Source organism: Chryseobacterium salivictor (assembly GCF_004359195.1).
Lineage (GTDB): Bacteria > Bacteroidota > Bacteroidia > Flavobacteriales > Weeksellaceae > Kaistella > Kaistella salivictor.
This window is the reverse complement of record NZ_CP037954.1, coordinates 1234365-1259019: the sequence shown is the minus strand read 5'-3', so window position 1 is coordinate 1259019 and position 24655 is coordinate 1234365. Positions and strand designations below refer to the sequence as shown.

The window sequence follows — 24655 nt, the reverse complement described above, 5'->3', positions numbered from 1 at the left end:
TAAAAAAAACCTCATGAATCAAGATAAATTTTTAGAATACGTACAGGCAGAAAATAAAGTGGAACCGAAAGACGTAATGCCCGATGATTACAGAAAATTATTGGTGAGACAGATTTCCCAGCATGCCCATTCCGAAATTGTGGGAATGCTTCCCGAAGCCAACTGGATTTCCCGCGCTCCTACTTTGAGGAGAAAAATGGCATTGCTTGCAAAAATTCAGGATGAAGCAGGACACGGCCTTTATTTGTATGCTGCGACAGAAACTTTGAATAACGGAGAAATTGCCGCAGACCGCGATTCTACTTATAACGATATGCTTTCCGGAAAAGCCAAATATTCGAGCATCTTCAATTATCCTGCACTTTCCTGGGCAGATATTGGAGCGATCGGCTGGTTGGTTGATGGCGCTGCAATTATGAATCAGGTTATGTTGATGGGAAATTCTTACGGCCCATATTCCAGAGCGATGGTGAGAATTTGCAAAGAAGAATCTTTTCACCAGAGACAAGGTTATGAAATTTTGATGACGCTTTGCCGCGGAACGAAAGAACAGAAAAATCTGGCACAGGAAGCCTTGAACCGTTTTTGGTGGCCGGCTCTTATGATGTTTGGCCCGAATGATGCCGATTCTCCGAACTCTCAAAAATCCATGAATTACCGGGTAAAAAGAGAAAGCAATGACGATTTGCGTCAAAGATTTGTAGATGTAACCGTTTCTCAGGCAGAGTTTTTAGGATTAAAAATTCCTGATGAAAATTTAAAATGGAATGAAGAAACCCAACATTACGATTTCGGAGAATTGCCTTGGGATGAATTCATGGAAGTTTTAAAAGGAAACGGCCCTTGCAATAAAAAACGTTTGGAAACCAAGAGAAAAGCCCAGCGGGAACATTCCTGGGTGAAGGATGCGGCGATGGCGTATGCGGGGAAACAGACTAATTAGCAATTGAAAACCTTAATTCAAATATTTTTTATTTTTATATTTTCTATTTGCCGTGGGCAAAAAGGTGCAGATTATTGGGCGAAAATTCCAGAAAAAATTCAAAATGAAAAAGAAATAAGAATCTATAAAGACTATTCAATAACAAATGGCGGGAAAGTCTTTCTAATTTATTTACAAGATAATAAATGGAACGCTGAACTTATAGACTGGAACTTTCCTTCGGAGTTTGGTACTCATGAATTTCAAACTATTGAACCAAGAATCACAAAATTAAAAGCAGACGAAATTAATTTTATGAATTTTGAAATAAGAAATATCGAATTTCTACCTAATGAAAACACCTTTCAATACAAAAAAGAAAAAAGAGAAATTGTGTATGACGAGGATTTAAAAGAAAACGTCATATCAACTTCAAAAATGATGGTTATGGATGGAGTTTCATATAGAGTTATTTACAAAAATGGAAAGTTGCAAAATAGTTTTAATTATTCTAATCCAAAATCCTATCTAAAAGATTTTCCAGAAATTAACGAACTGAAAAGCTTTTTCGAAATCTTAAATTACATAGAAACCGAATTTAAAATAAAATTCTAAAAAATGATTTGGACAGGACGTTTCGATGGCGACGAACCGCTTTATCATAGAGTTTTTCAAAGAGTAACTTTGGAGAATAATTACGATAATATTTTGGAAAACGATTTCGTTTTGCATGGTTTTGCCGTGGATGAAGGTGTAAAAAGAAACAAAGGAAGAATCGGTGCAAAAGACGCTCCTGATATGATCCGCAAAAACAGTTCGAATTTCCCCGTCGTCAATCCGGAATTTACGCTGAAAGATTTTGGTAATATATATTGTCCGGACGAAAATTTAGAAAAAACCCAAGACGAACTCGCGAATAAAGTTGCTGAAGTTTTAAAAAGAAAAGGCAAATCAATCGTTTTCGGCGGAGGGCACGAAGTCACTTACGCTCATTATTCCGGAATAAGAAAAGCATTTCCCATTCAAAAAATTGGAATTATTAATATTGATGCTCATTTTGACAATCGGGAAATCGATCCTGAAATTGGCTCAAGTTCAGGAACTGGATTTTGGCAAATTGCTCAGGAAGGCGGGATTCATTCCATGCATATCGGAATTCAGAGAAATTCAAATACGTTGAAACTGTTTGATACCGCTCATGAATATGGCATGAACTATATTTTGGCAGAAGAACTGTTTTTTGATAATCTCCCCAACCTATATTCTAAACTTAATGAATTTATAGAAACATCAGATGTTATTTATGTAACCATTTGCATGGATGTTTTCAATGTTTCAATCGCTCCGGGCGTTTCGGCCTTGGCTTACAACGGAATTTTTGCAGATGCAGCTTTCATGCATTTGTTCAAGCATATTCTGAAGTCTAAAAAACAGGTTGCGATGGATGTTGCCGAAGTAAATCCGACCTATGATCCTAATGAAATCACAGCGAGACTTGCCGCCTCTTTGGTCAATGAATGGTTTATACTGACCGAAAATTAAATTTTTCACCGATAATTAGAAGTAAATTCACCTAATCGCAGTTTACAAAAAAGGACAGATTCCTTCCCTACTTAAAAGAGAAAAAAAAGAATGTTATTTCAGAAACTTATAGATTAAAGTTTTAACTTATTGACTTTCAATCCGTCAAAAACACCAATAAAACAACAATGTCAGTTTTGCGGTAGAAATATTACAGCGGCATTGTACGGTCAGAGCAAGTTGGAGTTCAGTCTTTATTAAAATTCATTTCACGCCTGATTTAAAATTTGGTAAAAAAAGTTCAAATCATAAAGAATTTTATATCTTTGCAGCAACTAACAATTAATTAAAAATAACTTACTATGTCAGACATTGCATCAAGAGTAAAAGCTATCATCGCTGATAAACTCGACGTTGAAGAAACAGAAGTAACTCCAGAAGCTAGCTTCACTAACGATTTAGGAGCTGATTCTTTGGATACTGTAGAACTAATTATGGAATTCGAAAAAGAATTTAACATTCAGATTCCTGATGATCAAGCAGAAAAAATAACTACGGTAGGACACGCTATTGCTTACATTGAAGAAGTAGTGAACAAATAATATTCTATCAACAAAGAACAAAATTTATGGAATTGAAAAGAGTAGTTGTAACCGGCTTTGGCGCGATTACGCCTGTTGGAAAAAACGCTAAAGAATACTGGGAAAGCCTTGTCAAAGGTGAGAGCGGAGCCGCTCCTATTACTCTTTTTGATGCCTCAAAGTTCAAAACCAAATTCGCGTGCGAAGTTAAAGACTTCGATCCATTGGAACATTTCGATAAGAAAGAAGCTAAAAAAATGGACCGTAATACGCAACTGGGTCTCGTTGCCGCAAGAGAAGCCGTAGCGCACTCTGGCATCATTGAGTCCAATGTTGACAAAAATCGTGTTGGCGTAATTTGGGGTTCTGGAATTGGTGGTTTAGAAACTTTTGAAAAAGAGGTTTTGGGTTGGGCGAATACTGATATTCCTCGATTCAATCCTTTCTTTATTCCAAAGATGATCGTGGACATTACACCGGGACACATTTCCATAGAATATGGTTTCCATGGCCCTAACTATGCAACGGTTTCCGCATGTGCATCTTCTGCAAATGCTCTTATCGATTCCAAAATGCTGATTCAGTTAGGAAAAGCTGATGTAATCGTTTGTGGGGGTTCTGAAGCCGCAGTCACTGCAAGTGGCGTTGGCGGATTTAATGCAATGATGGCACTTTCTACCAGAAATGATGATCCTAAAACTGCCTCAAGACCGTTCGATAAAGATCGTGACGGATTTGTTCTTGGTGAAGGAGCAGGTTGTATTATTTTGGAAGAATATGAGCACGCCGTAAAACGTGGCGCAACGATTTATGCTGAACTAAAAGGCGGTGGAATGAGTGCAGATGCCTATCATATGACGGCACCACATCCTGAAGGACTGGGCGCTTATCTCGTAATGAAAAACTGTTTGGAAGATGCCGGCATTACGGCCGATGAAGTAGATCACATCAATATGCATGGGACTTCTACTCCATTGGGAGATATTGCTGAATCTAATGCAATTTCAAAATTATTGGGAGAACACGCTTTCGACATTCAGATTAATTCTACCAAATCGATGACTGGCCATTTACTTGGTGCAGCAGGAGTTGTTGAAGCGATTGCAGCAATACATACCATTATTCACAACATTGTACCTCCTACCATCAATCACTTTACGGATGATGAAAACATTGACAGAAGATTGAATTTCACATTTAATCATGCCGTGAAAAAAGAAGTGAAAGTTGCCATGAGTAACACTTTCGGTTTCGGCGGACATAATGCCTGTGTACTCTTTACCAAAATTTAAGACCAATTCAATGGAGTTAAAGAAATACATTTCTAAATTCCTAGCTAAAAGAAAAAAAAACCTATCAGAGAAAGACTATTATTTAAGCAATGAAATGACCAAAATCACTGGTTGTCCTGTTCAAAATATTAATCTCTATCGGGAAGCATTTTCTTTAAAAACATCTTCTAAAAACAAGCAAACCAGAAACTATGAACGTCTCGAGTTCTTAGGAGACTCTGTGTTGGGAACGATTATTTCCTGCCATCTTTTTTCGACTTATCCCGATGCTAATGAAGGATATCTCACTCAGATGAAATCAAAAATTGTAAACAGGAAAAACCTTAATAAATTAGGGAACGAACTCTCACTGACTAAGTTTTTGCAAAATGAATCCAATACTTCTCTCAGTGAAAATATCGCTGGGAATCTTTTTGAAGCCTTAGTAGGAGCAATTTATCTCGACCAGGATTATGATACCTGCAGAAAAATACTTCTCGACCGCCTGCTGACGCCAAAAGCGATCAATCAACTTGAAAACAAAATAATCAGCTATAAAGGGCTGTTGCTGGAATGGAGTCAAAAGAAAAAAGTCACGATCAGGTACGAGACTTTAGAAGAGATCCAGGCCAATAAAAATTTTGTTTTTAGAACTCATGTCTGGCTGGATAACGATAAGATATCGAATGCTACGGAAACTTCTAAGAAAAAAGCAGAAGAAAAAGCTGCACAAAGAGCTTTCTATATTTTAAATAAAAAACAAAGTATTCTTGAAAACCCAAAAGTTCACTCTTGAGATTGATGAAGACGATGAAATTACCTTAGGTCTAGTTCGTCTTGCAAAAGAAGTTCCCGATTATGAACTTTTTTATCATCTCAATGTATTGAACCCATTCAAGTTTACCCGAATTACAGATTTAATTGATCATGGTAAGTATTATGACTATTATTTTCCGCGGTTTCGGTCATTTCATCACGATACGAAAATCTGCATTCATTTTATTGCAAATCAGTCAAGTCACAGCATTCAAAAAAGCAGTCCCGTAGAACTCTTTAATACAGAGCAGGATACAAAATATTTACTCGACCATTATCCCGATGTAAATTACCTCATCAAGACTTCGGAACCATTTGACGATTTTTCACTAATTTTGCTGCCTGAAAACCTGATGTTTCAAATACAAGATTTTCAATTAAGCCCTATCGAGGAGCTTTATCAATTAATTCAATATTATGAATAAATATATAAAAAAAACAAAAATCATCGCGACGCTCGGTCCAGCTTCTTCTGACAAAGAAACGATGATGCAACTGGTTCAAGCCGGTGTAGATATCTTTAGAATAAATTTTTCGCATGCTGATTACGATATCGTAAAAAAGAATGTAGAAACCATCCGCGAAATCAATCAGGAACTGGGACAGTCTGTAGGAATCCTGGGAGATTTACAAGGTCCGAAACTGCGCGTTGGCGTGGTGAAAGAAGGATCATACCTGAATCCAGGCGACATCCTAACCTTTACCAATGAAAAAATAGAAGGTGATTCTGAAAAAGTTTATATGACTTATCAGAAATTTCCGCAAGATGTAAAAGTTGGCGAAAGAATTTTGATTGATGACGGAAAGCTCGTTTTAGAAGTCACCGAAACCAATAATATAGATACTGTAAAGGCGAAGACAATTCAAGGAGGACCACTAAGTTCTAAAAAAGGCGTCAATCTTCCTAACACCAATGTTTCTCTTCCAGCTTTAACAGAAAAAGATATTGAAGATGCTAACTACATACTGGATCTGGAATTAGATTGGATTGCTTTATCTTTTGTCCGCCATGCGCAGGATATTATTGATTTAAAGGAGATTATAAAAAACCATCCTACCAACAGACAGAAAACACCAATTATCGCAAAAATCGAAAAACCGGAAGGAGTCAAAAATATTGAAGAAATCCTTCTTGAATGCGATGGTATCATGGTTGCACGTGGTGATTTGGGTGTAGAAGTTCCGATGGAAGAAGTCCCGGCCATTCAAAAAAACCTGGTAGAGAAAGCCCGTAAACACTCGAAACCCGTAATCATCGCCACCCAGATGATGGAAACCATGATTACAAGCTTAACGCCGACCAGAGCAGAGGTAAACGATGTTGCGAACTCTGTATTAGATGGTGCTGATGCGGTAATGCTTTCCGGAGAGACTTCCGTAGGCCGTTATCCCGTCGATGTTGTTAAAAACATGGCTAAGATTGTTAAAAATATTGAGCAAACTCATTTTTACAGAACTAAAAACTCGCCAATTGAACATGATTTCGATTGCATCGATGAACGTTTTATTACGAAAAGAATTTGTCTTGCGGCCGTACGAATTGCAAAAACCACCAATGTGGAAGCGATTGTTACTTTAACATATTCCGGTTACACTGCCTTTCAGATTTCAGCACACCGACCAAATTCTAACATTATTGTATTCAGCTCTAACAAACGCGTTATCACGATGTTGAATTTATTGTGGGGCGTTCGTGCATTTTATTATGATATGCAGAAATCAACCGATGAAACCATTATTCAGGTTAATATGTTGGCTCACACTTATGGTTATGTAGAAAAAGGTGACTTTGTGTTGAACCTTAATGCAACTCCAGCTTATGAAGATGGAAAAACAAATACGTTGAGATTGACTAACATTTAATCCCATTCAAATATTAAAAAAATTGCGTTCTTTTTGAACGCAATTTTTTTTTGTTTTTTTGAGACAAAATAAAATTTACTCTGAAATTTCTTCAGATTTGAAGGAAGAGGCTGAAAGCTTTAACAATCATCTCTTTATAATAAAAAATAATCCGCTCAACGAATTGAACGGATTATTTTTATAATTACCTTTGAGGGTATAAAATTACATCATTCCCGGCATTCCGCCACCCATTGGCATTGCTGGTTCTGCGCTTTTAATTTCCGTAATAACGCATTCTGTAGTTAACAACATTCCTGCCACTGAAGCGGCATTTTCCAAGGCAACACGAACTACTTTCGTAGGATCAATGATTCCTGCTTCGTACATATTTACAAATTCATCGTTTTTCGCATTGAAACCGAAATCTCCGGTTCCTTCTGATACTTTCGCAACGATTACAGAACCTTCACCACCTGCGTTGGCAACGATTTGTCTCAATGGTTCTTCGATCGCTCTTTTTACGATTTTGATACCTGTATCCTGATCCTGATTATCTCCTTTCAAAGTATCCAAAGCAGGAATACTTCTTACCAAAGCAACACCACCTCCGGGAACAATTCCTTCTTCCACTGCGGCTCTTGTTGCGTGAAGTGCATCATCAACTCTGTCTTTTTTCTCTTTCATTTCAACTTCAGAGGCTGCTCCAACATATAGAACTGCAACTCCACCGGCTAATTTCGCCAATCTTTCCTGCAATTTTTCTTTGTCGTAATCAGAAGTAGTTGTTTCCATCTGAGCTTTGATCTGGCTAACTCTTCCTTTGATCTGAGCTTCGTCTCCTCCACCGTTTACCAAAGTAGTATTGTCTTTGTCGATCACTACTTTTTCAGCAGTTCCCAACATTTCCAAAGTAGCATTTTCCATGGTGAAACCTCTCTCTTCAGAAATAACGGTGCCGCCTGTTAAGATGGCGATATCTTCTAACATTGCTTTTCTTCTGTCCCCGAATCCCGGAGCTTTTACAGCAGCAATCTTCAAAGAACCTCTTAATTTATTTACTACTAAAGTTGCTAAAGCTTCACCTTCAACTTCCTCACAGATAATTAACAAAGATCTTCCTGCCTGTGCAACCGGCTCTAAAACAGGAAGCAAATCTTTCATTGAAGAGATTTTTTTCTCAACCAAAAGAATATAAGGATTTTCTAATTCCGCCACCATTTTTTCAGGATTGGTAACGAAATACGGAGATTGGTAACCTCTGTCGAACTGCATTCCTTCAACCACGTCAACAGTGGTATCTGTGCCTTTGGCTTCTTCAACAGTAATTACACCTTCTTTACCAACTTTTCCAAACGCTTCAGCGATTAAAGTTCCAATGGTATCATCGTTATTGGCAGAAATAGAAGCAACCTGCTTAATTTTTTCTGAAGAATCACCCACTTTCTGAGATTGAGCCTGTAAGTTTTTAACGACTTCAGAAACTGCTTTATCAATACCTCTTTTCAAATCCATTGGATTGGCACCGGCTGCAACGTTTTTCAACCCTTCGCGAACGATTGCCTGAGCAAGAACGGTTGCAGTAGTTGTACCGTCTCCTGCGATATCACTGGTTCTGGAAGCTACTTCCTTCACCATCTGAGCACCCATATTTTCAACACGGTCTTCGAGTTCAATTTCTTTTGCGACGGAAACACCGTCTTTGGTTACGTGTGGTGCACCGAAAGACTTTTCTATTACTACATTTCTTCCTTTTGGTCCTAATGTAACTTTTACTGCATTTGCTAATGCATCAACGCCTCTTTTCAAAGCATCTCTGGATTCGATATCGAATTTTATTTCTTTTGCCATTTTTTTTTATTGTATTAATGTATTATGTACAATGATTCTTAATTATTAATAACAAAAAATACTTTGCACTTCGTACATCGTATTTTTCACCCCTATTTTATCCTAAAATCCCCAATAAATCACTTTCTTTTACGATAAGATAATCTTTGCCATCTAACTTTAACTCGGAGCCTGAATATTTTCCGTAAAGCACTTTGTCGCCTACCTGAACCGTAGTCGGTTCATCTTTTTTTCCTGGTCCTACTGCAACTACAGTTCCTTCCTGAGGTTTTTCTTTTGCGGTGTCTGGGATAATAATTCCTGAAGCGGTTTTCGTTTCAGCTTTAATCGGTTCAACTAAAACGCGATCTGCTAATGGTCTGAATTTTACTGACATATTACTTTTGTTTAAATTATTATGTTATGCTTTCTTATTCACTAAAACAATGCCACAGCGGCTTATCTGAAAATCTGTCATTATGTGTTTAATTGAATGAGAAATTTTGGCAGAAAAAAAGCCATTCAAAATTCGAATGGCTTTATATACTTTCTTTAAAAATTAATTTTTCTTTCCTGCCGCCTGCATAGGATTGATCTTTCCATTAGCAGCTCCGCGTACGGCACCTTCCTGTTTTTGTTTGAAAACCTGAAACTTCGATGTCGGTTCCGGCACTTCTCCCCAGAAATTGTTTGAGGTATCGATGTCTGCGGTTTCACGCATCGGGTCGAGTTGGATCGATTTTAATTTCTTGTCGAAATAATACGTTTTAGAAACTTTCTGTTCGTTCTTTCTCCAGATCTGTGCAGAAGATTTATCGTTTAATTTACTTCCGTCTTCAAAAGTAAATTCCAGAATAATCGGCATTACCAAACCTCCTTTGTTGCTGAAATCAATTTGATAAGCATAGACTTTTTCTAATTTCGATTTCTCTTTTTGAGGTACATTCTCAAAATGATCCATCTTCATTTTATATTCTTTTTTCATATCTACTTTTTCCTGACCACGATTGTAACGCCAGTAGAAATCCTGGGATCCTTTATCAGTATCGGTATAGAAAGTGATGGTTTTATCTTCTCTGTTTCTGATTTTCGAAATATCTTCAAAATCACTTTGCAACGGTTTTTCAACCGTATAAGTAACTTCTCTGGTTTTCGGGGCAGAATCTAAATCCGGCGAAGCAACCGTAACCTTATCAATAGAAATATCGACAGGATCGATGCCATAAAACCAACCGCGCCAAAACCAATCGAGATTTTCAGCACTTGCATCATTCATCGTACGGAAAAAATCTGCCGGTTCAGGATGTTTGAAAGCCCATCTTTTGGAATAGGTTTTAAAAGCTTTATCAAAAAGTTCTCTGCCCATAATGGTTTCACGGAGAATATTCAGTCCGGTCGCAGGTTTTGAATACGCATTTGGTCCAAACTGCACAATATTTTCGGAATTGGTCATGATAGGCTCCAACTGATCTTTGGGCAACTTCATATAATCGACAATCTCATACGCAGGACCACGTCGGGAAGGGAATTTGTTATCCCATTTCTGCTCCGTCAGATATTCTAAAAAAGTATTTAAACCTTCATCCATCCAGGACCACTGTCTTTCGTCGGAATTAATGATCATCGGGAAAAAGTTATGGCCGACTTCATGAATAATCACGCCGATCATTCCGTTCTTAATGCCTTCAGAGTAAGTTCCGTCTTTTTCAGTTCTTCCGTAATTAAAACAGATCATCGGATATTCCATTCCGTTTGCCGCCTCGATGGACTGCGCAACGGGATAAGGGTAAGGAATACTGAATTCAGAATAAGTTTTGATGGTATGAGCAACCGCGCGGGTTGAAAATTTCCGGTAAAGACCATACGCTTCTTTCGGATATAAACTCATCGCCATGACCTCATTGTTATTTTCAGGAATCGTAACTTTCATTCCGTCCCAAATAAATTTTCGCGAAGAAGTCCAGGCAAAATCACGGACATTTTCGGCCTCAAATTTCCAGATTTTTCTTTCTTTGGATTTGCTTTTTTCCGCTTTTTTCGCTTCGTCTAAAGTTACAATTTCCAAAGGTTCATTTGCGTTTTGAGCCTGTTTCCATCTTGCAAGTTGTGCCGAAGTTAAAACCTGCTCATAATTTTTACCCGTTCCTGTTGCAGCCACAATATGATCTGCAGGAACATTCATGGCAACTTTATAATTACCGAAAACCAAAGCAAATTCGCCCCGCCCGGTAAACTGATTATTCTGCCAACCTTTGAAATCGCTGTAAACACACATTCTCGGAAACCACTGGGTGATGGTATATAGATCATTCCCATCTTCCGGGAAAAATTCATAGCCGCCGCGACCGCCCATTTTAATCCGGTCTGGTATATTATAATTCCAGTCAATTTTAAAAGTGATCTTCTCACCTTTCTTCAAAACTGTCGGAAGATCGATGCGCATCATGGTTTTATTGACGATATATTTCAAAGGTCTTCCTGAAGCATCGGTAACTTTTTCTAAATTTACGCCGTAACCATTATCTTTTTCCGGTAAATCAGTAGCTTTTAGTCCGTCAGACGTTACCACTTTCGGCAATGTAGATTCTGATTGGTAGCCCGCATTTTTCACGGATGACTGCTCATTTTCGTCCAGCTGAAGCCAGAGATACTCTAAATCATCGGGGGAATTATTAAAATAAGTAATGGTTTCTGAAGCTTTCAAATTTCTTTTGTCTTCATCCAGAAATGCGGTAATGTCATAATCGGCTCGGTTTTGCCAATAGCCTTGCCCCGGAGCTCCCGAAGCGGTTCTGTACACATTCGGAGTTGGTAAAACAGTACCCAGCTGTTCAAACTTATTCCCGTGATTGCTTTTAGGATTGTTTTGAATATCCTGTGCGGAAATTCCCAAAGGAATAAAAAGGGAGAAAATGAGATATTTTAAATTCATTGTAAAAAGAAGTTTAAGTAATAGTATTCAAAACTAAGAATTCGTTACAAAAAAGGGATTATAAATAAAAACTTTAACATTTTAAAACGGAATTCTTTCCAAAGCCATTTTTAAAGAAAGTGCAAAAACAGCCGAGGAAACAAACAGAATCCAGTCTTTTTTGTTGACTTTAAAAAGGTTAAGCAACAGAAACTGAACGATTAAAATTACCACAACGACAACTATTTGCCCCAATTCCAGACCAATATTGAAACCCAAAAGCGGCAGAAAAATATGCTGTTCATTTGCCATCATCATTCTTGCAGTATTCGCAAATCCCATCCCGTGAATCAATCCAAAAAACAGAGCGAGATAATAATTCATTTTCATTAAATTATTTTGTCTGTTCCTCATTAAAATATTGTCCAGCGCAGTAATCACAATGGTGAGCGGAATTAAAAACTCAACCCATTTCCCCGACACCCGGACAACATCTAAAATACTTAACGCCAAAGTAATGGAATGACCAACCGTAAAAGCGGTCACAATCCACAAGATCTTTTTCCAGTCCTTTAAAGCATAAACCGCCACTAAAACCAGAACAAAAAGCTGATGATCAAGGGCATCCAACGAAATAATATGTTCCCAACCAAGGTTTAAATAAAACAAGAAGTCTGTCATTAAATTTTTTTTGTAAAAATAACATTATTGTAAAGAAATACAAGATTATACATCATGAAAACCATATTTAACCACAAACAATACAATCATTTCAAAAATCTGGTGACAATGTTGCAATACTTAATAAATTTTAATAGTTTTGATCACAATAAAAATTGTTAATATGAAGAAAAAACTATTCTCTTCCCTATGGAATAACCGTCTGATTAAGCGCCATTGGCATATGGACAAAGGGCAAAAAGCTTTAATCTTGATCTTTTTGTTATTTTTCGGTTCTGTTTTCGGGCAGTTCCAAAAAATGGACTATAAATTTGAAAAACTGATCGAAGAAAGTAGAAACACTGCTCAAACTGCACAGAAGTTAAGCAGTGTGGCAAAAGGCTTACAACTGGATCAACATCTCGTAGTAACTGGAAAAGGAGCACAGACCATGTATTCTTGTATTGTTTACACAGAGCATGCTGAAAAATTAAAAGCAAACGGAATCTTGGTACAAAGTACGCTGCCAAAGTTTGTAACCGCTTTGGTAACGATTGATGATTTAGAAAAAATGGCTCAAATGAAGGATGTTATTTCCATCATTGCACCACAATTTGATGAATTGCATAATGATACCAGCCGTATTCAATCGGGAGCAAATCTACTTCAACAAGGAGTATTAAATAACACGAATTACAACGGTGAAGGAGTTTTAGTTGGGATTTATGATACGGGAATAGACTGGAAACACCCTGATTTTAGAGATCCGAACGACCCTACTAAAAGTAGAATTATAAGCATTTGGGATCAGACCCTAACTAAAACTGGCGCAGAGGTCAGTCCTGCAGGTTTTGCAAAAGGAGTCGAATATACCAAAGCACAAATCGAAGATGAATTAGATGGCACCCCTGCAAATTTTGTAAGACAAAAAGACATCAATGGTCATGGAACACATGTTTCAGCAACGGCTGCTGGAAACGGGGCTGCTTTTGCGGATAAAAGACACAGAGGATTTGCTCCTAACGCAGGAATCGTTTTTGTAAAAGGTGGGGACGGGTCATTCCCTCAAGCAAATACAATTGATGCAATTACTTACTTTCAAAATGTTGCGACCGCTCTCAACAAGCCCATCGTTTTCAACATGAGTATTGGTGGTCAGGGAAGCGCTCATGATGGAACTTCTCCACATGAAATTGCAATTGATGAATTTACTACGTCAGGTCCTGGCCGTGTTGCTGTAATTTCTGCCGGAAATGATTATGGAACAAATATTCATAGAAAAGTTAATATTGACCCTAGTTCTACGGGAGCTTTCATCATTACTGCAGGAAGTAGCACTTCACTTTCATCTGTATTTTCTTTTTATATGTATGGAAGCAATGACAATGATGTGACAGCAAAATTAACTACACCAGATGGTGGTGTTTATCTTTCTCCATCTGGAGCCACGACTTCGCATTCTATTCAAGGTGGAAAATTCACGGCTCTTGTCTACAACTGGGTTTCATCTGCAAATTATAAAAGATATGTGCAGGTTGTAATTACAAGAAACACAGGAACTACAGATAACAGTCAAGGTCTTTATACCATGGAACTTACCAACAACGGTTCTACCCCGATGATGGTTCACGGGTATAAGGTTACGGAAGGTGCCGCTTCAACCTTAACAGATGCGGACAACGAATATATTGTGGGTTCACCCGGTAATTCAACAAAAGCAATTACGGTTGCTTCTTATATTGCAAGGCTAACCTCTTATAAATCAAACGGTACTCCTGGAGGATATACTCTTACAAATAATTTGGCAGAAAACATTTCCTCATTTAGTGCACAAGGACCGAGAGCAGACGGTTTCCAAAAGCCTGACATTACAGCTTCCGGACAGTATGTAATTTCTGCAATGTCTTCAGACGCTATGTTAGCAGCAACTTCTTCTGATAATATTGATGGAACTTATTACAAAAAAAACCAAGGAACAAGCATGTCTGCACCAGGTGTTGCGGGGGCGGTAGCATTGCTGCTACAAGCCAATCCTAATATAACTGCTGCAGAAGTAAAAGCAAAACTTACGGCAAATGCACGACAAGATGCTATGACAGGAACTATTCCTAATCCGAGATGGGGATTCGGTAAATTAGATATTTATAAAACTGTGGCAGACGAAATCGGGTGTCAAACTTCTGAGACAGAAACAATTGCTTACGATGAGCAGTTCTACATCAGTACTCAAGATAGCAATACCACTTCTACCAATTATGTATTTGCGGTAAAATACACTCCTACAATTACAGGAAAATTAGGATCTGTACTATTTTACACGGGTTCCGGAGCATCAGGTGATATTCCGGTTACGGTTGCAATAAGAACGGTAGTAGATGGCAAGCCAGGACAGGTTTTGGCTTCCAGGACTTTCAATTCTCTTCTAAACGATTTCCAAAGAAGCGCCTGGAACTCTGTAGACTTTAGTCAGTTTGGACTTTCAGTTACAACAGGAAAGGATTTTTATGTTACCATTGATGCTTCAGGTGGAGCAATGTCATTAAGAAGAGAAAACATCAACTTAGACAATAGAAGTATGTTCTCTACTGATGCCGGAACAACTTGGACTTTGTCAACATCTGATTACAGAATTAGAGCGATGGCTTATGAAGATAAACCTCAAATTAAAGCATTAGCCACGCAAAATGAAACAGTTTCTTTCTTGGCGGCAGAAGGTAAAAACTACGCAACTACAAATTGTAATTTGCTCGGGATGGTAGAAAAAACGGCTATCAATACGATCACCGGAAATGTTACGGCAAAAGTTTGGTTGACCAACCCGGAATCAACCTATGTTGCAAGAAGATACGAAATTACGCCAGAAACCAACCCAACCACTGCTACCGGAAGGGTTACCTTGTACTTTACACAATCCGAATTTGATGCTTACAATGCAATAAATACTGTAAAACTTCCTACTTCACCGACCGATGAAGCAGGAAAAGCAAATGTCTTAATCGATAAATTCTCTGGAACAAGTTCTGATAATTCAGGAACAGCTACATCTTACACCAACGGGTTTGTAACTTTAACTCCAGGCATTGAAAACGTGAAATGGAATCCTACTTACAAATATTGGGAAGTAACAATTGACACAACAGGATTCAGTGGATTCTTTGTGAGAACAAGTTCTTCTTTATTAGCAGCGACAAATGCAAAACAGGATCAAGTGGTGATTTATCCAAATCCGGTTAAAGACGTACTGAATATTGACCTTAAATCAAACCACGGAAACGTGAAAATTTTCGACTTATCAGGAAAAGTTGTTAAAACAGCTACCGTAAATAATTCTGGTTCAGTTGATGTTTCTAAACTTTCAAAAGGAATGTATATTGTAGAAATTACAACCGACGGAAAAGCTAAAGTGACGAAGAAAATTATTAAAGAATAAATTCAATTCTTTAATTTATATTGAAGTGGCAGTCGAAAGATTGCCACTTTTTTTATCTTTGTTTAAAATTGTCCCTCCATGATATTTAAAAGATTCCTTTTATTTTGTGCAACTGCCTTTCTAGTGCTGAGTTTAAGCTCCTGGTCAACAAGAATTCATCCTTATCACGTTGGTTCCGTTGAATTTAATTACAATCCAACATCCAAAACTTTTGAAATTACGGGGAAATTTTTTCTGGATGATCTGGAAAATGGACTGAAAGAAAAATACGGAAAATCAGTTCATTTTGATGATGCCAAATACAAACAGCAGATTAATGAATTACTAAAGAAATATTGCGAAGAATACCTGAAAGTAAAAACAGACAATAAATTCTTGAAAATCAACTATATCGGTTTTGAGGAAAACAGTGAATCAGTCAATATTTACTTAGAATCTGAAACGCTTAATCCACCCAAAAAGGTAGAAGTTGCAGTGAGTTTGCTCTATAATTTTTTTGATGACCAGATGAATATCATTCATATCATCGTGAACGGAAAAAGGGAAAGCGACAAACTGAATTATCCGAACCGGTATTTGTATAAAATCTTTTAAAACTCAGAATTTACTTTTTGAGCATACTCGAAAAGGTCGGGGAAAAACCGATCAAAATGTTTTTGCAGTTGCGGTTTGTTCGCCAGAAACAATTCAAAAACAGGTAAATCTTTCTCCAGATATTTGGCTTTATTCAATACATTCTGCATCGAATATTTGATTCCCCAATCTTCCTTGTAATTATAAAGCCAATTGTCTTTTTCCATACCATCGACCATCCTTATTAATTTTTCCGGAAGCATTTCCTGATATTTCCGTAAAACCCGATAAACCCGTTCGGCGTGATTTTTCAAAACCTCATCGGCTAACGAATTTGCCAGAAAATAATCCATCGACACATCCACAAAAGCACCGGCATACAATCTTACAAGCGGACTGAATATTTTCTTCGCCTCACTGATTTCCGGATGAGCATCGGTAAAAGTATCGATTTCCCGGTGCAACGTAATTCCCTGCTGGATTTTTTCGGGGAAAGAAAAGCGGTCTCTGTTCGGAATAACATCTTCCAAAAACTGACCAACGATCTGTTCATCGGTAAAGGCGAGATAGGAATGGGCGAGGTAATTCATCAATCTAAATCCAGTACTATTTTCAGTCCGGTTTTTACTTCCTGAATAATTTGAGGAGAAACCATTCCAATTTTTTTTATAAACCGCGTATTGTCTAATGCTCTGATTTGATCAATCATAATTTCGCAGTCCTCAAAAACACCGCCTGTTTTCGAATCCAAAAAAACACGGATCAATTCAGCATTTTTAATTTTGGTCGTGATCGGACAAATAATGGTAGAAGTATGCTCTATTTCATTAAGCAAATTAGTTTGTACCACTAAAACAGGTCTTGTCTTCCCTGTTTCAGTACCGATTTGTGGATTCAAATCTGCAATCCAAATTTCAAACTGATTAAAAATCATTTTCTAAACTTTCAAATTCTTTTAAAATCTCCAAATTATCTTCCCGCACCAACAAAGAACTTTTCAAAAGCTTCGCCTTCAAAATTTCCCTTTTCTGCATCTGATTATAATAATCTAAAGCCTCATTAATATATCTGTTTCTGGGCTTTTTATATTTTTTTAAAATATCTTCTGTCTCCGAAAAAATGGATTCATCTATTTTTAAAGAAATCACTTTCATTGATTCAAATTTTACACAAATATATGAATTTAATATCCATAAAGTATATCCTTTTTACACATTCATGATCTATCTAAAACAGCCGTTCATGAAAATCCTCAATCTTACTCACTTCTTCCACAATAATCCCATATTTCTTTTTCGGAATTTTATTTAAATTAGAAACAAATATTTTCTCATAACCCAATTTCTCCGCTTCCGAAATCCTTTGTTCAATCTGCGGAATCGGACGGATTTCTCCGCTCAACCCGATTTCTCCGGCAAAACAGAAATGTTCCGATATTGCAATATCTTCATTCGAAGAAAGAATCGAAGCGACCACCGCCAAATCCAAAGCCGGATCTCCCGTTTTTATTCCGCCCGTAATATTCAGGAAAACATCTTTTGCGCCCAACTGAAAACCAGCTCTTTTTTCTAAAACCGCCAAAAGCATATTGAGCCTTTTCGAGTCAAAACCGGTGCAGCTTCTTTGCGGCGTTCCATAAACTGCGGTACTTACCAAAGCCTGAATTTCTATCAGCATCGGCCGGTTTCCTTCTAAAGTTACCGCGACAGAATTCCCGGAAAGTTCTTCGAATTTCTTGGTAATCAAAATCTCAGAAGGATTTTTGATCTCCTTTAAACCTTGCGAAACCATTTCATAAATCCCGATTTCGGCGGTGGAACCAAAACGGTTTTTACTCGCTCTCAACAATCGGAATAAATGATTTCGGTCGCCGTCAAAATTCAGCACCACATCTACCATGTGCTCCAAAACTTTCGGACCGGCGATCTGACCGTCTTTTGTAATATGTCCGACTAAAAAAGTCGGTGTATTGGTTTCTTTAGAAAATTTAATGATCTCGTTCGAACACTCGCGAATCTGCGAAACCGTTCCGGGCGAACTTTCGATGAGTTGACTTTGCAAGGTTTGAATAGAATCGACGATCAAAAAATCCGGCTTCAGTTTTTTTGCTTCGTGCAGAATCTTTTCTACCGAAGTTTCGGTAAAAAGAAAACAGTTCGGATTTTGCAGTTCTGTCAGTCGGTCAGCACGCATTTTTATCTGCGACGCGCTTTCCTCACCGGAAACATAAAGAATCTTCTTCTTCATTTTCAAAGCGAGTTGAAGCAACAGCGTAGATTTCCCGATTCCCGGTTCGCCACCGATTAAAGTGACGGAGCCTAAAACAATTCCGCCACCGAGAACGCGGTTCAGTTCTTCAGAAGGCGTTGTAATCCGGGGTTCTTCGAAAGTTTCGACCTCGATAATATTGATGATATGCTGTTTCGAGCGGTCGATAAAACTTTTTGTGACTGATTTTTCCACAATTTCTTCCACCAAAGTATTCCACTCCTCACAATTCTTGCACTGTCCGAGCCACTGCGGATACTGCGTTCCACAATTTTGACAGACGTATGCCGTTTTCACTTTTGCCATGTTGCGAATTTCCCGCTTTTTTTTGAATTATTAAGATTTCAGCAAAAAAATAACCGCTAAAAAGCGGCTATTGAGATTTGTAATAGAAAATATTAGTTGGCTACGATGTTTACGGTAACTTTAATAGCATCACCGGTTTTCACGCCCATGAAACCAGGTCTTTCAATTCCGTACGTTGACAATTTCATATTTTCGGTACCTGTTATATGATAAGATGCGCCGTTTTTCGTAACGGTAACAGGAAAGTTCACCTCTTTGGTAACCCCTGCGATCGTCATTTTACCTGCTAAATTTCCTTTTCCAACGGTTAATGTTGGTGCAGCAAAGATAATATTGGGGAATTTGTCGGATTTCAATGCGCCATACGCCTTGTTATCCATCATTTTTCCTTTGGTGCTTTTCAGGCTTTTTACCGGCATTGTGAATTTCACATTGGTAATGGTGTTTCCGCTGGCATTTCCTGTGAAGCTCGCTTCAGATCCGTTCATCACCCAATCATGCATTGGTGAAGTCCCGGCAATATTAACTGTTGTAGATTTTCCCGTAATGTTTTGTGCATTTACAAAACCAACAAGCGTTAAGGCAACTAATACAAGAATTGATTGTAATGAATTTTTCATTTTTTTAATATTTAGCAGTTACTGAAGTGTAACTATAGTTTAGAGCTCAATTACCAGACCAAGTTAAACATGTTTCAGCCTTTTACGGAGTGACAAATCTCATGTGTCATACCTGAGAACATTTCATCTGAAATGAATGTATTTAATTAAATTTTGAACTAACCTAATTGCCCCGTTAAACTTTTTACGCTAACTTTGCCCAAACCTAAACTAATGAGCAAAAAGAACACGAAATACATCTTCGTCACCGGCGGTGTAACCTCTTCTTTAGGCAAAGGAATCGTCTCTGCTTCACTTGGCTTACTGCTGAAATCGAGAGGATTCAATGTCACCATCCAAAAGCTTGATCCTTACATTAATATCGATCCGGGAACACTAAATCCCTATGAACACGGAGAATGTTACGTGACCGAAGACGGCGCAGAAACCGATTTGGATCTCGGACATTACGAAAGATTCCTGAATTCCAATACTTCTCAAAACAATAATGTAACAACAGGTAAAATTTACCAAACCGTTATTGAAAAAGAAAGAAAAGGGGACTTCCTGGGAAAAACCGTGCAGGTTATTCCCCATATTACCAACGAAATTAAGCGCCGCATAAAAATGCTGGCCAAGCAGAACTACGACATCATCATCACCGAAATTGGCGGAACCGTAGGCGATATCGAATCCCTTCCTTATATAGAAAGTGTTCGTCAGCTAAAATGGGAACTGGGCGAAAATAATTCAATGGTAATTCACCTGACTTTGTTGCCATATCTGGCGTCCAGTGGAGAATTGAAAACAAAACCTTCCCAACATTCTGTCCGTCAGCTGATGGAATCAGGGATTCAGGCTGATGTTCTGGTTTGTAGAACGGAGCATATTATCCCGAAAGAACAGCGGATGAAATTGGCTCAGTTCTGTAACGTAGCTTTGGAAAACGTGATTGAATGTAAAGATCTGGAAACCATTTATGAAGTTCCTCTTTATTTGCAAAAACAGGATTTCGATGATGTCGTTTTAAAAGAACTGAATCTAAAATCTGACAAACAGGCTGATTTAAAAGACTGGAAAACTTTCCTTAAAAAATACAAAAACCCGAAAAAATCAGTTGAGATTGCTTTGGTCGGGAAATATGTTTCGCTGCAGGATTCCTACAAATCTATCGCCGAAGCTTTTATTCATGCAGGGGCCGATCTGGAAACTGAAGTAAAAGTAAGATGGGTGTACAGTGGTGAACTCGACAATGGAAATGTTGCAGAAACATTTGCAGGAATCGATGGAATGCTGATTGCTCCAGGATTTGGAGACCGCGGAATTGAAGGAAAAATCGCCGCGGCGAAATATGCCAGAGAACATAATATTCCACTTTTGGGAATTTGTTTGGGAATGCAGATCATGACGATCGAATTTGCACGGAATATTCTTGGTCACAAGAAAGCCAACTCTATGGAATTTGATACATCCACCCCTGAACCTGTAATTTCTTTAATGGAAGATCAAAAAAATGTGGTTGAAAAAGGCGGAACCATGAGATTAGGAGCCTGGAAATGCACTTTGAAAACCGGCTCAAAACTGAATGAAATTTACGGCACGAAAAATATTTCGGAAAGACACCGTCACCGGTATGAATTCAATTCGGAATACCGGGATGAATTTGAAAAAAACGGTTTGATTCCAACAGGTTTCAATCCCGAAACCGAGCTGGTCGAAACGCTTGAACTGAAAGACCACCCTTTTTATATCGGAGTACAATATCACCCGGAATACAAAAGTACGGTTGCTTCGCCACATCCTTTATTCAAGGCACTGATTAAGGCATCTACAAAAAAATAAGACAAGGAGATAAAAGACAAAATGTTTTTTATCTCTTTTGTTTTTAAATCATTAGTCAAAAAAATTCTTCATTGCCAAAAATTTCAGTATTTTTGTCACCCAAAATTAAAAGGGAGGAAACTGATAAATTTCAAACCCAAAATTTTAAATTCAAATAAATAAAAATGCAGCAAAATAACGGTTTAGATAAAAATCAATTGATCATCTTCGCACTGTTTTCAATGATTATTATGGGCGCAATGTTTTACTTTCAAAACAAGCAGGCCACTGAGCAACAATTAAAAGAAGCCAAAAACAAAACCGAGGTAAAGCAAACAGCGCCAGCTACCGCCACAAAACCGGCCATGGTAACCAACCTGAACGACAGCGTAAAAACCACGTCAATACAGCAGGTAGAACTGAAAAACAAAGAACTGACTTTAGGAATTTCGACTTTGGGTGGTCAACTTACTACCGTTGAATTAAACCAGTATAAAGCTTACGATAAAAAAAACGATGTCAATGATAAGAAGCTTCTGCTTTTTGATAAAAACAACTCATCGTACGGTTTTCAGTTTAAAGATAAATCAGGAAAGACCTTTAACACTAAAGATTTAGTTTTTGCTCCGACTCAAAACGGAAATTCGGTAACGATGCAGGCTAATGTGAACGGAGCGGTGATACAGTTCATTTATACGTTATTGGATAAATATACCGTTGACTTTAATGTAAAAACGCAAAATCTGGCGCAACTGGTTTCTGATTCCAAAGCAGATTTCATCTGGGATCTTAGTGCAAGGCAAATGGAAAAAGGCCGTTCTCAGGAGCAGACCCACACCGAATTCAATTATGCTTTTAATGATTATAAAAGTTTTGATTACGACGGCAGAACCACAATGGAAGAGCCAAAAGAAACACTGAACTGGCTGGCAATTAAACAACAGTTTTTCGCAATGGTTATTGAACCGCAGCACGGTTTCAAAAACACCCACGGCTCACAAGATACAGTCGACGAAGGTGAGTTTGTTAAAAAATTCAATTTCAATGGCCAGGTTGATTTAGCCGCAGGCGAATTGAATCAGGATTTTAAATGGTATTTTATGCCACTGGATTTACCTTTATTAAAATCTTACGATAAAAACTTTGATGAATTACTTCCTTTAGGTTGGTCATTTATCGGAACACTGAACAGATGGTTCTTTATCCCGATGTATAATTTAATTTCAAGTTGGGGACTGGCAGCAGGCTGGGTTATTTTCCTGATGACGATTATCGTGAAAATCATTTTGTCACCGGTGATGTTTAAACAACATAAACTGAGTGCAATGATGCGGGTAATTCGTCCGGAAATTGACGAAGTAAATGCCAAATATAAGAATGCGGATCCCATGAAAAAACAGCAGGAAACAATGGCTGTTTATCGAAAGGCCGGTGTAAATCAAATGGCGGGCTGTTTGCCGGGACTGATTCAGGTTCCTATCTTCTACGCACTGTTCCGCTTCTTCCCGAATATGATTGACTTACGCGGTAAAAGTTTTTGGTTCGCTAAAGATTTAACAGCTTATGATGATGTGATTAAACTGCCATTCAGTGTTCCATTATTAGGAGACCATTTAAGTATTTTCGCAATAGCGTGTACGGTGGTGATTTTAATCTATACGGTAATGACAGCAGGAAACATTCAGCAACCGACTCAGGAAGGAATGCCGAATATGAAAGTAATCATGTACATCTTCCCGATTACCTTCCTGTTTTTCTTAAACACCTCCGCATCAGGTTTATCATGGTATTATTTTGTATCGAATGCCATTAATATTTTAATTATTTTGGTCATTAAATATTGGATTCTGGATGAGAAGAAAATACATGCTCAAATTCAGCAGAATAAAACCAAAGAACCAAAACCTGAGGGGAAATTCCAGAAAAGAATGCGTGAAATGATGGAAAAAGCACAGGAACAACAGAAAGTGCAGCAGCAGTCAGGAAAGAAAAAATAAAATAAAATATTTCAATAAAAAAAACGGAAGAAATCAATCTTCCGTTTTTTTATTGAAATATCCTCCAGCGCAATTGTTTATTACTTAGTTAAAATTGATAAAGAAGTCAAAAATAGATTACCGCAAAAAAAGCCAACCGGATTTATGAAGATGAACAGTCAAATTTAAGACGGGAAAAGTCAGAAGAATTTTAGCCCTGGCAATCCAGTGGTATAGCTCTTTCAGGATAACCATTTATGTATCGTTATATCAGGATTGATTAGTTTATCTGTAAAGTGAGTTCAGGCCAGGCCACTCTATAGATTCTCTTGCAATACCTATGTGACATTTGCATCCATCTCCAATATACCTCCAATAAAAGTCCAATATAAATCCAATAAATTATTGGAGAAATAGTGGTGATATAATGCTTTTTATTTGGATCGGTGGCAAAAGAAATACGTTTAGGGTCAAAAGATAGGAACTTCAGAAATCTCTTCTAAAGGACAGTCTAACAACTGCTGAAACGCTATACCAAATTTAAAAAAAAAGCAGCAAACTGAGCGGTAATTTCGAATATTTAAGGAGGCCGGATGTGCTTTACCGCAAAAGCCTAGGGAGAACTTTGCGGTTTTATAACAGACAAAATAGGCGTGATGACCTGCTATTTAATAAGTGAGCATCTCATTAATATCGGTTTTAATGGGGTAAATAACATGATCTTCTTCTCTGTAATCCAGTCTGAAGGATTTGCGGTGATGAACGGTTGGTCCATATTTAACCAAAGCCTCCCGGTGTTGTTTGGTAGCGTAACCCATATTTTTGTTCCAACCATATTCTGGGAATTCTTCATGCAATTTGATCATCAGCTGATCGCGGTAATTTTTTGCTAAAATAGAAGCACACGCAATCGAAAGAATTTTAGAATCACCTTTTACAATACATTGATGTGGAATCAACTGATAAGGATGAAACCGGTTTCCATCGATTAAAAGAAGTTCCGGACGTATTTTCAGTCGATCTAAAGCCAGATGCATTGCATGAATACTTGCATTTAAGATATTATGCTCATCAATAAAAGCTGGGGAAAGCTGTGCGATGGCAAAATCTTTCACATTATTTTTAATATAATCATCCAAATACATCCGGGTCTTAAATGTTAATTTTTTAGAATCATTAACCAAATTTTGGTTAAAATTTTCATCGAGTATAACCGCCGCAGCAACGACAGGTCCGCAGAGACACCCTCTGCCGACTTCATCGCAACCTGCTTCTAAATAACTGCCGGAGAAGGTTTTTAATAATTCCATTAAATTGATTATAACTGT

General features: G+C 37.8%; 22 protein-coding genes. 12 read left to right on the top strand and 10 right to left on the bottom strand.

Features of this window, described 5'->3' with window-relative positions; translation table 11 throughout:
* The first annotated feature begins 13 nt into the window (after positions 1 to 13).
* The 8 genes from paaA (at position 14) to pyk (ending at position 6974) form a co-directional block, all read left to right on the top strand.
* On the top strand, positions 14 to 943 hold the full coding sequence (gene paaA, locus NBC122_RS05810) for a 1,2-phenylacetyl-CoA epoxidase subunit PaaA (RefSeq protein ID WP_246012465.1): 930 nt from the start codon (positions 14 to 16) through the stop codon (positions 941 to 943).
* A 3-nt stretch (positions 944 to 946) separates the two neighbouring features.
* Entirely contained in the window at positions 947 to 1537 is a 591-nt protein-coding gene (locus tag NBC122_RS05805) for a hypothetical protein (protein ID WP_133439472.1), read from the top strand.
* Positions 1538 to 1540: 3 nt separating this feature from the next.
* Positions 1541 to 2464 (top strand): formimidoylglutamase, encoded by a 924-nt coding sequence (gene hutG / locus NBC122_RS05800; protein WP_133439471.1) that lies wholly within the window; start codon positions 1541 to 1543, stop codon positions 2462 to 2464.
* Between the two features lie 341 nt (positions 2465 to 2805).
* Positions 2806 to 3045, top strand: a complete 240-nt coding sequence (locus NBC122_RS05795; protein ID WP_002976354.1) for an acyl carrier protein — start codon at positions 2806 to 2808, stop codon at positions 3043 to 3045.
* Positions 3046 to 3071: 26 nt separating this feature from the next.
* Positions 3072 to 4316: a beta-ketoacyl-ACP synthase II gene (gene fabF / locus NBC122_RS05790; RefSeq protein WP_133439470.1), complete on the top strand. Its 1245-nt coding sequence runs from the start codon at positions 3072 to 3074 to the stop codon at positions 4314 to 4316.
* Between the two features lie 10 nt (positions 4317 to 4326).
* On the top strand, positions 4327 to 5091 hold the full coding sequence (gene rnc / locus NBC122_RS05785; RefSeq protein ID WP_133439469.1) for a ribonuclease III: 765 nt from the start codon (positions 4327 to 4329) through the stop codon (positions 5089 to 5091).
* Positions 5066 to 5536, top strand: coding sequence for an IPExxxVDY family protein (locus NBC122_RS05780; RefSeq protein WP_133439468.1), 471 nt, complete (start codon positions 5066 to 5068; stop codon positions 5534 to 5536). The genes rnc and NBC122_RS05780 overlap by 26 nt, the downstream gene beginning before the upstream one ends.
* A complete protein-coding gene (gene pyk / locus NBC122_RS05775) occupies positions 5529 to 6974 on the top strand; it encodes a pyruvate kinase (protein ID WP_133439467.1) in 1446 nt (481 codons plus the stop codon). Before NBC122_RS05780 ends, pyk begins: the two co-directional genes overlap by 8 nt.
* 204 nt (positions 6975 to 7178) lie before the next feature.
* On the opposite strand, the gene groL is transcribed toward pyk, so the two are convergent.
* The 4 genes from groL to NBC122_RS05755 form a co-directional block, all read right to left on the bottom strand.
* Entirely contained in the window at positions 7179 to 8804 is a 1626-nt protein-coding gene (gene groL, locus NBC122_RS05770; RefSeq protein ID WP_133439466.1) for a chaperonin GroEL, read from the bottom strand.
* Positions 8805 to 8901: 97 nt separating this feature from the next.
* Positions 8902 to 9180, bottom strand: coding sequence for a co-chaperone GroES (locus NBC122_RS05765; protein WP_133439465.1), 279 nt, complete (start codon positions 9178 to 9180; stop codon positions 8902 to 8904).
* Positions 9181 to 9342: 162 nt separating this feature from the next.
* A complete protein-coding gene (locus tag NBC122_RS05760; RefSeq protein ID WP_133439464.1) occupies positions 9343 to 11715 on the bottom strand; it encodes a M1 family metallopeptidase in 2373 nt (790 codons plus the stop codon).
* Between the two features lie 81 nt (positions 11716 to 11796).
* Positions 11797 to 12375: a HupE/UreJ family protein gene (locus NBC122_RS05755; RefSeq protein WP_133439463.1), complete on the bottom strand. Its 579-nt coding sequence runs from the start codon at positions 12373 to 12375 to the stop codon at positions 11797 to 11799.
* 163 nt (positions 12376 to 12538) lie between these two features.
* Here NBC122_RS05755 and NBC122_RS05750 point away from each other — a divergent pair, with 163 nt between their 5' ends.
* Complete coding sequence (locus NBC122_RS05750; protein WP_133439462.1) at positions 12539 to 15784, top strand: S8/S53 family peptidase; 3246 nt, start codon at positions 12539 to 12541, stop codon at positions 15782 to 15784.
* A 78-nt stretch (positions 15785 to 15862) separates the two neighbouring features.
* Positions 15863 to 16378, top strand: a complete 516-nt coding sequence (locus tag NBC122_RS05745) for a DUF6702 family protein (protein ID WP_133439461.1) — start codon at positions 15863 to 15865, stop codon at positions 16376 to 16378.
* On the opposite strand, the gene NBC122_RS05740 is transcribed toward NBC122_RS05745, so the two are convergent.
* The 5 genes from NBC122_RS05740 to NBC122_RS05720 form a co-directional block, all read right to left on the bottom strand.
* Entirely contained in the window at positions 16375 to 16947 is a 573-nt protein-coding gene (locus NBC122_RS05740; protein WP_133439460.1) for an acyl carrier protein phosphodiesterase, read from the bottom strand. The genes NBC122_RS05745 and NBC122_RS05740 overlap by 4 nt on opposite strands.
* On the bottom strand, positions 16947 to 17291 hold the full coding sequence (locus NBC122_RS05735; protein WP_133439459.1) for a type II toxin-antitoxin system PemK/MazF family toxin: 345 nt from the start codon (positions 17289 to 17291) through the stop codon (positions 16947 to 16949). Before NBC122_RS05735 ends, NBC122_RS05740 begins: the two co-directional genes overlap by 1 nt.
* The gene (locus NBC122_RS05730; protein WP_133439458.1) at positions 17281 to 17511 is read right to left on the bottom strand and encodes a hypothetical protein; all 231 of its coding nucleotides are present in this window, start codon (positions 17509 to 17511) and stop codon (positions 17281 to 17283) included. The genes NBC122_RS05735 and NBC122_RS05730 overlap by 11 nt, the downstream gene beginning before the upstream one ends.
* A 73-nt stretch (positions 17512 to 17584) precedes the next feature.
* A complete protein-coding gene (gene radA / locus NBC122_RS05725; protein WP_133439457.1) occupies positions 17585 to 18931 on the bottom strand; it encodes a DNA repair protein RadA in 1347 nt (448 codons plus the stop codon).
* 92 nt (positions 18932 to 19023) lie between these two features.
* On the bottom strand, positions 19024 to 19551 hold the full coding sequence (locus NBC122_RS05720; RefSeq protein ID WP_133439456.1) for a YceI family protein: 528 nt from the start codon (positions 19549 to 19551) through the stop codon (positions 19024 to 19026).
* 213 nt (positions 19552 to 19764) lie between these two features.
* On the opposite strand from NBC122_RS05720, the gene NBC122_RS05715 reads away from it, so the two are divergent.
* Positions 19765 to 21372: a CTP synthase gene (locus NBC122_RS05715; RefSeq protein ID WP_133439455.1), complete on the top strand. Its 1608-nt coding sequence runs from the start codon at positions 19765 to 19767 to the stop codon at positions 21370 to 21372.
* 164 nt (positions 21373 to 21536) lie between these two features.
* A complete protein-coding gene (yidC, locus tag NBC122_RS05710; RefSeq protein ID WP_133439454.1) occupies positions 21537 to 23348 on the top strand; it encodes a membrane protein insertase YidC in 1812 nt (603 codons plus the stop codon).
* A gap of 647 nt (positions 23349 to 23995) precedes the next feature.
* On the opposite strand, the gene NBC122_RS05705 is transcribed toward yidC, so the two are convergent.
* Positions 23996 to 24637, bottom strand: a complete 642-nt coding sequence (locus NBC122_RS05705) for a ribonuclease HII (RefSeq protein ID WP_133439453.1) — start codon at positions 24635 to 24637, stop codon at positions 23996 to 23998.
* Positions 24638 to 24655: the final 18 nt, after the last annotated feature.

Coding starts and splice junctions, on each gene's coding strand:
- NBC122_RS05745 (WP_133439461.1), top strand. CDS start 15,863: ATGATATTTAAAAGATTCCTTTTATTTTGTGCAACTGCCTTTCTAGTG.
- NBC122_RS05760 (WP_133439464.1), bottom strand. CDS start 11,715: ATGAATTTAAAATATCTCATTTTCTCCCTTTTTATTCCTTTGGGAATT.
- rnc (WP_133439469.1), top strand. CDS start 4,327: ATGGAGTTAAAGAAATACATTTCTAAATTCCTAGCTAAAAGAAAAAAA.
- NBC122_RS05740 (WP_133439460.1), bottom strand. CDS start 16,947: ATGAATTACCTCGCCCATTCCTATCTCGCCTTTACCGATGAACAGATC.
- groL (WP_133439466.1), bottom strand. CDS start 8,804: ATGGCAAAAGAAATAAAATTCGATATCGAATCCAGAGATGCTTTGAAA.
- fabF (WP_133439470.1), top strand. CDS start 3,072: ATGGAATTGAAAAGAGTAGTTGTAACCGGCTTTGGCGCGATTACGCCT.
- pyk (WP_133439467.1), top strand. CDS start 5,529: ATGAATAAATATATAAAAAAAACAAAAATCATCGCGACGCTCGGTCCA.
- NBC122_RS05720 (WP_133439456.1), bottom strand. CDS start 19,551: ATGAAAAATTCATTACAATCAATTCTTGTATTAGTTGCCTTAACGCTT.
- NBC122_RS05795 (WP_002976354.1), top strand. CDS start 2,806: ATGTCAGACATTGCATCAAGAGTAAAAGCTATCATCGCTGATAAACTC.
- NBC122_RS05705 (WP_133439453.1), bottom strand. CDS start 24,637: ATGGAATTATTAAAAACCTTCTCCGGCAGTTATTTAGAAGCAGGTTGC.
- NBC122_RS05735 (WP_133439459.1), bottom strand. CDS start 17,291: ATGATTTTTAATCAGTTTGAAATTTGGATTGCAGATTTGAATCCACAA.
- paaA (WP_246012465.1), top strand. CDS start 14: ATGAATCAAGATAAATTTTTAGAATACGTACAGGCAGAAAATAAAGTG.
- hutG (WP_133439471.1), top strand. CDS start 1,541: ATGATTTGGACAGGACGTTTCGATGGCGACGAACCGCTTTATCATAGA.
- NBC122_RS05715 (WP_133439455.1), top strand. CDS start 19,765: ATGAGCAAAAAGAACACGAAATACATCTTCGTCACCGGCGGTGTAACC.
- radA (WP_133439457.1), bottom strand. CDS start 18,931: ATGGCAAAAGTGAAAACGGCATACGTCTGTCAAAATTGTGGAACGCAG.
- yidC (WP_133439454.1), top strand. CDS start 21,537: ATGCAGCAAAATAACGGTTTAGATAAAAATCAATTGATCATCTTCGCA.
- NBC122_RS05750 (WP_133439462.1), top strand. CDS start 12,539: ATGAAGAAAAAACTATTCTCTTCCCTATGGAATAACCGTCTGATTAAG.
- NBC122_RS05755 (WP_133439463.1), bottom strand. CDS start 12,375: ATGACAGACTTCTTGTTTTATTTAAACCTTGGTTGGGAACATATTATT.
- NBC122_RS05765 (WP_133439465.1), bottom strand. CDS start 9,180: ATGTCAGTAAAATTCAGACCATTAGCAGATCGCGTTTTAGTTGAACCG.
- NBC122_RS05730 (WP_133439458.1), bottom strand. CDS start 17,511: ATGAAAGTGATTTCTTTAAAAATAGATGAATCCATTTTTTCGGAGACA.